This is a genomic window from Pseudomonas sp. p106, from assembly GCF_003936645.1.
GTDB lineage: Bacteria > Pseudomonadota > Gammaproteobacteria > Pseudomonadales > Pseudomonadaceae > Aquipseudomonas > Aquipseudomonas putida_E.
Window position 1 is genome coordinate 315,188 of record NZ_RHQR01000005.1, and the last position, 9,680, is coordinate 324,867.

10 protein-coding genes are annotated in these 9,680 nt (G+C 62.6%); 3 read left to right on the forward strand and 7 right to left on the reverse strand.

Going from position 1 to position 9,680, the window contains the following annotated elements; all coding sequences use genetic code 11:
- Positions 1–11 precede the first annotated feature (11 nt).
- The 3 genes from EGJ09_RS09300 (at position 12) to EGJ09_RS09310 (ending at position 1,593) form a co-directional block, all read left to right on the forward strand.
- On the forward strand, positions 12–287 hold the full coding sequence (locus tag EGJ09_RS09300; RefSeq protein WP_046785014.1) for a polyhydroxyalkanoic acid system family protein: 276 nt from the start codon (positions 12–14) through the stop codon (positions 285–287).
- Between the two features lie 111 nt (positions 288–398).
- The gene (locus tag EGJ09_RS09305; RefSeq protein ID WP_046785015.1) at positions 399–818 is read left to right on the forward strand and encodes a phasin family protein; all 420 of its coding nucleotides are present in this window, start codon (positions 399–401) and stop codon (positions 816–818) included.
- A 10-nt stretch (positions 819–828) separates the two neighbouring features.
- The gene (locus tag EGJ09_RS09310) at positions 829–1,593 is read left to right on the forward strand and encodes a phasin family protein (RefSeq protein WP_125923663.1); all 765 of its coding nucleotides are present in this window, start codon (positions 829–831) and stop codon (positions 1,591–1,593) included.
- Between the two features lie 121 nt (positions 1,594–1,714).
- Here the strand turns inward: EGJ09_RS09310 and EGJ09_RS09315 are convergent, their stop codons facing one another.
- The 7 genes from EGJ09_RS09315 to hslV form a co-directional block, all read right to left on the reverse strand.
- Entirely contained in the window at positions 1,715–2,329 is a 615-nt protein-coding gene (locus EGJ09_RS09315) for a TetR/AcrR family transcriptional regulator (RefSeq protein ID WP_115273414.1), read from the reverse strand.
- Between the two features lie 13 nt (positions 2,330–2,342).
- A complete protein-coding gene (phaC, locus tag EGJ09_RS09320; RefSeq protein WP_125923664.1) occupies positions 2,343–4,025 on the reverse strand; it encodes a class II poly(R)-hydroxyalkanoic acid synthase in 1,683 nt (560 codons plus the stop codon).
- A gap of 54 nt (positions 4,026–4,079) precedes the next feature.
- On the reverse strand, positions 4,080–4,931 hold the full coding sequence (phaZ, locus tag EGJ09_RS09325) for a poly(3-hydroxyalkanoate) depolymerase (protein WP_046785019.1): 852 nt from the start codon (positions 4,929–4,931) through the stop codon (positions 4,080–4,082).
- Positions 4,932–4,994: 63 nt separating this feature from the next.
- On the reverse strand, positions 4,995–6,674 hold the full coding sequence (gene phaC, locus EGJ09_RS09330; protein WP_046785020.1) for a class II poly(R)-hydroxyalkanoic acid synthase: 1,680 nt from the start codon (positions 6,672–6,674) through the stop codon (positions 4,995–4,997).
- A 352-nt stretch (positions 6,675–7,026) separates the two neighbouring features.
- Entirely contained in the window at positions 7,027–7,404 is a 378-nt protein-coding gene (locus EGJ09_RS09335) for a gamma-butyrobetaine hydroxylase-like domain-containing protein (protein WP_046785021.1), read from the reverse strand.
- 176 nt (positions 7,405–7,580) lie between these two features.
- Complete coding sequence (hslU, locus tag EGJ09_RS09340) at positions 7,581–8,924, reverse strand: ATP-dependent protease ATPase subunit HslU (RefSeq protein ID WP_046785022.1); 1,344 nt, start codon at positions 8,922–8,924, stop codon at positions 7,581–7,583.
- Between the two features lie 76 nt (positions 8,925–9,000).
- Positions 9,001–9,531, reverse strand: coding sequence for an ATP-dependent protease subunit HslV (gene hslV / locus EGJ09_RS09345; RefSeq protein WP_012312406.1), 531 nt, complete (start codon positions 9,529–9,531; stop codon positions 9,001–9,003).
- Positions 9,532–9,680: the final 149 nt, after the last annotated feature.

The window sequence follows — 9,680 nt, forward strand, 5'->3', positions numbered from 1 at the left end:
GGAACACCCGCATGACCCAGATCAGCGTCGAACGCAAACACTCCCTCGGTCGCGAGGCCGCCCGTGCCAAAGCCCAAGCGCTGGTGGACAAACTGAGCCAGGAATACGACCTCAAGGCCACCTGGAACGGTGACCGTGTGGACGTCGCCCGCAGCGGCGCCAACGGCAGCGTACATATTGGCGAGGACAGCATCCGTGTCGAATTGAAGCTGGGCATGATGCTGTCGATGATGAGCGGCACCATCAAGAGTGAGATCGAGCGGGCGCTGGACAAGGCTCTGGTCTGAAAGCTGCAGCTGCTCTTAGGGTGAAGATTCTAATTTCACTCATTACCTTATGCTCAAGCCCAGCCTCCATGGGCGGTTTCTCCCTCCACTCATGAGCATGAGGTATAGAGCATGGCCAAAGTGAATGTGAAGAAAAAGGATGACGCCCAAAGCACGCTGGGCGAGGTGCGCGGCTACGCGCGCAAGATCTGGCTGGCAGGCATCGGCGCTTACGCCCGTGTTGGCCAGGAGGGTTCGGACTACTTTCAGGAACTGGTAAAAGCCGGTGAAGGGGTCGAGAAACGTGGCAAGAAGCGCATCGACAAAGAACTCGATGCCGCCAACACCCAGATCGACGAAGCGAGCGAAGAAGTCAGCCGCGTACGTGGCAAGGTCGAAGTTCAACTCGACAAGATCGAGAAGGCTTTCGACGCGCGGGTCGGTCGCGCCTTGAATCGCCTCGGCATTCCGTCTAAACATGACGTTGAGGCGTTGTCCATCAAGCTTGAACAGCTGCATGAGCTGCTTGAGCGCGTCGCGCACAAACCATAAGGAGAGCAGGATGGCTGGCAAGAAGAATTCCGACAAAGACGGCAGCTCCTGGGTCGGCGGGGTCGAGAAGTACTCCCGCAAGATCTGGCTGGCAGGGCTGGGTATCTATTCGAAGATCGACCAGGACGGCCCGAAGCTGTTCGACTCGCTGGTGAAAGATGGCGAGAAGGCCGAAAAGCAGGCGAAGAAAACCGCCGAGGATGTCGCCGATAACGCCAAGGCCTCGACCACTTCGCGTGTGTCCGGCGTGAAAGATCGCGCACTGGGCAAGTGGAGCGAGCTCGAAGAAGCCTTCGACAAACGCCTGAATAGCGCCATTTCGCGCCTCGGTGTGCCAAGCCGGAACGAGATCAAGGCCCTGCACCAGCAGGTCGATAGCCTGACCAAGCAGATCGAGAAGCTGACCGGCGCCTCGGTCACACCGGTCTCCTCGCGCGCTGCTGCAGCCAAACCGGCAGCCAGCAAGACTGCGGCCAAACCGCTGGCCAAGGCAGCAGCGAAGCCTGCGGCGAAAACCGCGGCGGCAAAACCTGCGGCCAAGACTGCTGCGGCCAAGCCAGTAGCGAAGCCTGCAGCCAAGCCGGTTGCCGCCAAGCCTGCAGCCAAACCCGCTGCAGCGAAGAAGCCTGCCGTGAAAAAAGCGCCGGCCAAACCCGCCGCCGCCAAACCGGCAGCCCCAGCGGCCAGCGCCACACCGGCCGCTACCGCAGCGCCGTCGCCAAGCGCGGCACCGGCAAGCAGCACGCCGTCGGCACCGGTGAGCGCTGAAGCCTGACACCGGGTTGCCCTCATCGCCGGCAAGCCGGCCCACACCTACCCTGCTGGCATTGAAACCAGCGGGGTACCTGTGGGCCGGCTTGCCGGCGATGGGGCCAGCTGAGCACCTTGTAAGCTATCTATCCCTCCAGATACCGCACCGCCAACTGCTCCGCCGCCTCCCGCGCAGGCGCCTGCAGATGCGGCGCCACCAGCATCATCACCTGGTACACCACGATCCCTACATCCCCCTCGCGCCCCAGTACCCGCTGGTAATCCAGCGAAAACATGAGCGTCAGGGTGATCTGCTCCACCAGTTGCCCCAGTGCCTGCGTCTCACTGACCACCTGGCCCTGGCCCTTGAGGCTGGCCAGCAATGCCGCCAGTGTGCGCTTGAGCGCATTGATCAGGCTGCGCATGCCCCGCGCCAGCTTGGGCAGGCGACCGGTCAGGTTCGACAGGTCCTGGAACAGGAAGCGGTACTGGGCCATGCGTTCGACAATCAGGTGCAGAAACAGCCAGTAGTCCTCGGCATCCAGGCGCACTTCCAGCGGTGGGTCCAGCAGCGGCACAAGCGCTTCTTCGAAGCGCTCGAACAGGCCGATTATCAAAGGCTCCTTGCCGTGGAAGTGGTAGTACAGGTTGCCAGGGCTGATCCCTAGCTCGTTGGCAATCTCAAGGGTCGAAACGTTGGGCTCGCCCTGCTGGTTGAACAGCTGCAGGGCGCATTCGAGAATACGGTCGCGGGTCTTCATCCAGTCGTTGTGCTCATCGGGTCAGGACATAGGTGCCTGGCGCGGGGCCCAGCGGTGGGTAGGTTGCGTTGCCCAGCTCCACCCGCGGCGCCTTGAGCGGGCCGGAACGTGGGCTTATCCACTCCAGCCACAGGGGCCACCAGCTGCCGTCGTTGCGCTTGGCATCGTGGAACCAGGCCCGCGGGTCGCTCGATAGCCTGGGGTTGTCCAGGTAGTAGGCCTTGGGATTGCCGGGCGGGTTGATGATGCTCTGGATGTGCCCGCTGTTGGCCAGCACGAACCGTCGCTCGCCGCCCAGCAGCAGGGCCGAACGGTACACGGCATCCCATGGGGTGATGTGGTCATTGCTGCCGGCCACGGTAAAGCTGTCGAGGTTGACCTGCTTGAGGTCGATGGGGGTGCCGCAGACTTCCAGCCCGGCGGGGTGGGTGAGCGGGTTGAGCTTGAAGAAGTCCAGCAGCTCGCCATGCAGGGCAGCGGGCAGTCGCGTGCTGTCGGCGTTCCAGTAGAGAATGTCGAAAGCAGGGGGTGTTTTGCCCAGCAGATAATTGTTGACCCAGTAGTTCCAGATCAGGTCGTTGGGCCGCATCCAGGCGAAGATCCGCGCCACTTCGCTGCCGTCCAGTACCCCGCGCTGGTAAGAGCGGCGCTTGGCCGCTTCGATGGTCTGCTCGTCGGCGAACAGGCTGGCGGGGCTGTCGAACTTGCTGTCGAGCAAGCTGACCAGGTAGGTGGCGCTGCGCACCCGGCGCAGTTGGTGCTTGGCTTGCAGGTGGCCCTGCAGCGCGGCCATGGTCAGGCCGCCGGCGCAGGCCCCCATCAGGTTGGGGTCGCGGTTGCCGCTGATGCTGCGGCAGGCGTTGAGCGCCTCTTCAAGTGCCTCAACGTAGCTGGACAGGCCCCATTCGCGGTGGCGCGGGTCGGGGTTGCGCCAGCTGACCATGAACACCTGCAAACCGTTCTTGAGCATGTACTGGACGAAGCTGTTGTTCGCCTGCATGTCGAAGATATAGAACTTGTTGATCTGGGGCGGCACCACCAGCAAGGGCCGAGCGTGCTGTTTTTCACTCATCGGCTTGTACTGGATCAGCTCCAGCATCTCGTTGCGAAACACCACAGCGCCCGGGGTGGCGGCCAGGTTGCCGCCCACTTCGAAGGCGCGCTCGTCCACCTGGCGCGGCAGGCCGTCGTTGTGGCGCAGGTCATCGAGCAGGTGGGCCACGCCGCGCACCAGGCTCTGTCCGCCGGTATTGAGCAGTTCCTTGACCGCCAACGGATTGAGCAACGAGTTGCTCGGTGCCAGGGCGTCGTTGATCTGGTTGAACAAGAAATGCGCGCGGGCCCGGTCATCGTCGTCCAGGTGGCTTTCATCGATCCACAGGCGGGTCTGCTTCTGCCAGGCCAGATAGGCCTGCAGGCCACGGCGGTAAAACGGGTTCTGGCTCCATGTAGGATCGCTGAAGCGCGCGTCCCGCGGGCTTGGCGAATAGGGTGTGTCGCCGAGCATCACGCGCCCCAGCTGGCCGCTCAGGGCGAGCAGGTGGCGTGCGGTATGCAACGGGTTGAGCAAGCCATGGCGGCCAACATTGCGCAGCGTGGAAATCAGGTCACGGCCGCGCAGGCCGACGATCGCGTTCTGTGCGTTCATGCTCATGGCAGGGAGCGTTGTCGTTCCTTTGGCCGGTTTGTCTTTCATGGCAGCACTCCTTCGTCAGGCCACGGTCGGGACAGAACAACAGCAAACAGCACCCTAGCCGCCGGAGGCCGGGCGGGGGTGCATGACCGCGCGCTGACGTTCTTGCTCGAGGAACTTCATGATGATCGGGGCGACGGCTTCGGCCCGGGTGATCAGGAACAAATGACCGTCGTCGATAATATGTAGCTGGGCATTGGGAATTCGCCAGGCCAGCAAGCGCATGTTGATCAGTGGGATCAGCGGATCGTCGTCGCCGGCCAGCACCAGGGTGGGCTGCTGGATCTTGTGCAGCCAGTGGATGCTGGTCCAGCCCAGCCCGGCGAACAACTGCCAGTAGTAGCCCAGCTTGCCGCCGGAGCGCACCTTGGAGGCATGGTGCATGGCAAGGTCAGGGTTGCGGCGAAAGGCGCCGCCATAGATCAGCGGAGCGATGCGGATCACATGTGAGGGCTGGATGTAACGCCGAGGGCTGGCCATGTTCCACAGTACTTTCGGCTTGCCCGGCACCATCACTGCACCGGCGGCGGTAGCGGCCAGCACCAATTTCTTGCAGCGTTCCGGATAGTCATGGGCGAACTGCTGGGCCAGGGCGCCACCCCAGGACACCCCGATCACGTTGACCTGGCCGTAGTCCAGGTAGTCGAGCATGCGTGCGGTCAGCTTGGCCAGGCCGGGGAAGCGATAGGGGTGGCGGGGGGTGGAGGAGCCACCCACGCCTGGCACGTCGAAGGCAATGACTTCGAGGTCCGGGTCCAGCGCTTCGATGAACGGGAACACCAGCTCCAGGTTGGCGCCGATACCATTGAAGATCAGCAGCGGCGTCAGGTGCGGCTTGCCTGGGCGCACGGCAGTGCGGATGGACTGGTCGTCCAGCTCGACGGTCCGGAATATGTAGTGTGACGACATGCGCATGACTCTGTGGTGAATGAAGCGCCGTGGCCTGCCGGTGGGCAGCCACGGCGTTACAACTCAACGTTCGTGAACGTAAGTTCCCGGTGCGGCTTCACCTGCGGCATAGGCACGGTTGCCCAGGCGGGCCGGCGCCTTTTTCAGGTCGCCGGCGCGCTCGCTCAGCCATGCCTGCCAATACAGCCACCAGGAGTCGGCATGCTTGTCTGCGTTCTCTTGCCAGGCCAATGCGTCGCCGGGGCGGTCCGCGCCGGTCAGGAAACGCGCCTTGGGGTTGCCCGGCGGGTTGAGGATGCTCTGGATGTGGCCGCTGTTGGACAGGACAAACTCGATCTTGCCGCCAAACAGGTGCGCCGAGCGGTAGCACGACTGCCACGGGGTAATATGGTCGGCGGTGCCGGCCACACTGAAGATGTCGCACTTGACCTTTTTCAGGTCGATGGCGGTCCCGCACACTTCCAGTGCATCGGCGCGGGTCAACGGGTTGTTCTTGAACATCTCGATCAGGTCGCCGTGGAAGGCCGCCGGCAGGCGCGTGGTGTCGTTGTTCCAGAACAGGATGTCGAATACGGGCGGCTCGTTGCCGAGCAGGTAATTGTTGACCCAGTAGTTCCAGATCAGGTCGTTGGGGCGCATCCAGGCGAACACTTTGGCCATGTCGCTGCCTTCGAGCACGCCGGCCTGGTAGGAGTGGCGCTTGGCGGACTCCAGAGTCTGCTCGTCGACGAACAATGCCACCTGGGTATCCAGGGTGGTGTCCAGCACGCTGACCAGCAGGGTCAGCGCATTCACCTTCTTCTCGCCCAGCGCGGCGTAGTGGCCAACCAGTGCGGTGCAGGTGATGCCGCCGGAGCAGGCACCGAGCATGTTCAGGTCCTTGCTGCCGGTAATCGCCAGGACCGCGTCGACCGCTTCCTTGAGTGCGTCGATGTAGGTCGACAGGCCCCACTCCCGCTGGGCTTTGGTCGGGTTGCGCCAACTGATGATGAAGGTCTGCTGATGCGAGCGCAGGCAGAAGCGCGCCAAGCTTTTCTCAGGGCTCAGGTCGAAGACGTAGAACTTGTTGATCTGTGGCGGCACCACCAGCAAAGGGCGGGCGTGCACCTGCTCGGTGATGGGGCTGTACTGGATCAGCTCCAGCACGTCATTGCGGTACACCACGGCGCCTTCGCTGGTACCGAGGTTCTTGCCCACTTCAAAGGCGTCCATGTTGACCTGGCTGGGCATGCCACCGTTGTTGACCACGTCCTTGGCCAGGTTGGACAGGCCGTCGAGCAGGCTCTTGCCGCCGGTTTCGAAGAAGCGTTTGACCGCCGCCGGGTTGGACAGGGTATTGGTCGGCGCCATGGCTTCGGTCATCAGGTTGATGACGAATTGCCCACGGCTGATGTCCTGGGGCGACAGGTCGCTGTTGCCGATCCAGTCCTGCAGCTCCTTGCGCCAGGCCAGATAGGTTTGCAGGTAGCGGCGGTACAGCGGGTTCTTGCTCCAGGCCGGGTCCTGGAAGCGACGGTCGTCGCCCTCGGGGGCCAGGCTGGACTTGCCCAGCAGCACGTTTTTCAGCTCCAGGCCGAAATGTGCCACGTGTTTGGCGCTGTGCAGCGGCTGGCGCACGGCCTGGCGCAGCACGGTACGCGCAGAGCTCAGCAGGTCCTTGCGGCGGATGCCGATGACCGGGTTCAGGCCCAGGGTGTTGTCCGAGGCTTGCCGCTGCAACTCATCGTTGTTCTTGTTACTCATCTACGACGCTCCGTTGTCCTGAGACGAGTACCGGTTTGCTGTGGCGCATGCACAGTCGACAGCCCGGTACTGCTACTCGGGTGACCAGTGATAAGGAACAGCGGTGCTGCGGGCCGGATGCAATCGGCGATGAGCTGCGGGGGAATCTGCGTGTGAAGACAGCCTGCTTTCGCTCGCGACCTCTACATACCGGCCATGCCCTGACTGCCTTTAAAGCAATGCAGGGAACTTGCCAGCTCCATTGGTTACCCGACTTTCATGTAATGCGCAAGACAGCCCTTGAATGAGCTGTCTGTAGGGCATTCAAGCAGATGAGATTAGAAAATGCGCTCTAAAGCGTGGAAGGCTTGAGCTAGAGCATCAGTTTGACCACTGTTTCGGCAGGATCGCGGGATTTGCCGGCCTTGTGCAACTCATCGAGGTACTCGGCCCAGAGTTGTTCCTGACGCAGGCACAGCTGCTCCAGGTATTCCCAGGTGAACAGCCCGCTGTCATGGCCGTCGTCGAAGGTCAGTTTCAGTGCATATTGGCCAGCGGGCTCAAGGCCGCTGAGGCCGACATTGATCTTGCCGAATTGCAGGATGGGGTTGCCGTGGCCCTGGACCTCGGCGGAGGGGGAGTGCACGCGCAGGAATTCGGCGGGCAGGTGATAGGCCTCGTCGGGGCCGTAGGTGAGGCTGAGTGTCCTGGAGGCTTTGTGCAGGTTGATGGCGGTTGGCATGCGGGCCATGGTCTGAATCTCTTCTGAGCGACAAGCTTCAAGCTTCAAGCTTCAAGCTTCAAGCTTCAAGCTTCAAGCTTCAAGCTGCAAGAAGTGATATTAGAGCCACCATGGAAAGATCATGTGAGCAGCAGTGCTGCAAGCGACGCCAAACAGCTTGTCGCTTGCAGCTTGCAGCTCGCCGCTTAAAGGATGTAGCGCGACAGGTCTTCGTTCTGGGCCAGCTCACCCAGATGGCCGTTCACGTACGCTGCGTCGATCTGGATCGGTGCTTCATCATGTGCACTGGCCAGGTCGCCTGCACTGAACGACACCTCTTCGAGCAGGCGCTCGAGCAGGGTGTGCAGGCGGCGGGCACCGATGTTCTCGGTCTTCTCGTTGACCTGGAAGGCGATCTCGGCCAGGCGCTTGATACCGTCTGCCTTGAACTCGATGTTCAGGCCTTCGGTCTTGAGCAGCTCGCGGTACTGCTCGGTCAGCGAAGCGTGCGGCTCTTGCAGGATGCGCTCGAAGTCTTCCGGGGTCAGCGCCTTGAGCTCCACGCGGATCGGCAGGCGGCCTTGCAGTTCAGGGACCAGGTCGCTCGGCTTGCTCAGGTGGAACGCGCCGGAGGCGATGAACAGGATGTGGTCGGTCTTGACCATGCCCAGCTTGGTGTTGACGGTGCAGCCTTCGATCAGTGGCAGCAGGTCGCGCTGCACGCCTTCACGGGACACATCAGCGCCGCCGACGTTGCCACGCTTGGCCACCTTGTCGATTTCGTCGATGAATACGATGCCGTGCTGTTCGACCGCTTCCAGGGCCTTTGCCTTCAAGTCATCATCGTTGACCAGGCGGCTCGCTTCTTCGTCGCGAACCATCTTCAGCGCTTCTTTGACCTTGAGCTTGCGCGCCTTGCGCTTGCCCTTGCCCATGTTGGCGAACAGGCTCTGCAGCTGGTTGGTCATCTCTTCCATGCCGGGCGGCGCGGCGATTTCGACGCCGACGGCGTCGGCCACCTCGATTTCGATTTCCTTGTCGTCCAGTTGGCCTTCACGCAGGCGCTTGCGGAACAGCTGGCGGGTATTGGAGTCGCTGCTGGTCTGCGCGGCTTCCTCGCTGAAGCTGGTGACCCGGGCCTGCGGCAGCAGGGCGTCGAGAATACGGTCTTCGGCGGCATCTTCGGCGCGGTGGCGCACGCGGATGATCTCTTGCTCGCGCAGCATCTTCATCGCGGCGTCGGCCAGGTCGCGGATGATCGACTCGACATCGCGGCCAACGTAGCCCACCTCGGTGAACTTGGTCGCTTCGACCTTGAGGAATGGTGCGTTGGCCAGCTTGGCCAGGCGGCGGGCAATTTCGGTCTTGCCGACGCCGGTGGGGCCGATCATCAGAATGTTTTTAGGCGTCACCTCGGCGCGCAGCTCGGCTGGCAGCTGCATCCGCCGCCAGCGGTTGCGCAGGGCGATGGCCACGGCGCGCTTGGCGTCGTCCTGGCCGATGATGTGGCGGTTGAGTTCGTGGACGATCTCGCGGGGGGTCATGGACATGATGAAAATGGTCCTCGAGCAGAATGAGTCAGCGTGGAAAAGCCCCGTCACCGGGACGGGGCGCCAGAACAGCTGATCACTCGGCCAGGTCCTGCTCCTCGATGGTCAGGTTGTGGTTGGTGAACACGCAGATGTCACCGGCGATGTTCAGTGCGGTTTCGGCGATTTCGCGGGCCGAGAGGTCAGTCTTGTTCAGCAGGGCGCGGGCCGCGGCCTGGGCGTAGGCGCCGCCGGAGCCCATGGCGATCAGGCCGTCTTCTGGCTCGACCACGTCACCGTTGCCGGTGATGATCAGCGATGCGTCCTTGTTGGCCACGGCCAGCATGGCCTCCAGGCGGCTCAGGGAGCGGTCGGTACGCCATTCTTTGGCCAGCTCGACGGCGGCCCGCACCAAATGGCCGGAGTGTTTCTGCAGTTGAGCTTCGAAGCGCTCGAACAGGGTGAACGCGTCGGCGGTGGCGCCGGCGAAACCGGCGATGACCTCACCGTTGTACAGGCGACGTACCTTTTTGGCGTTGCCTTTCATGACGGTGTTGCCGAGAGATACCTGGCCGTCGCCGCCCATGACGACTTTGCCGTGACGGCGGACAGAAACGATGGTGGTCAAGGGGAGAGTCTCCACGCAGCGGGGCAAAATTGCCTGATGCAGACTCATATGGGGGTGGGGGGAAGGATTTCAACCGAGGGGGATGAATGGTTGCTATCAGCCTGTGCGGGGCGCGGTCGCTGTAGGAGCGGCCTTGTGTCGCGAAAGGG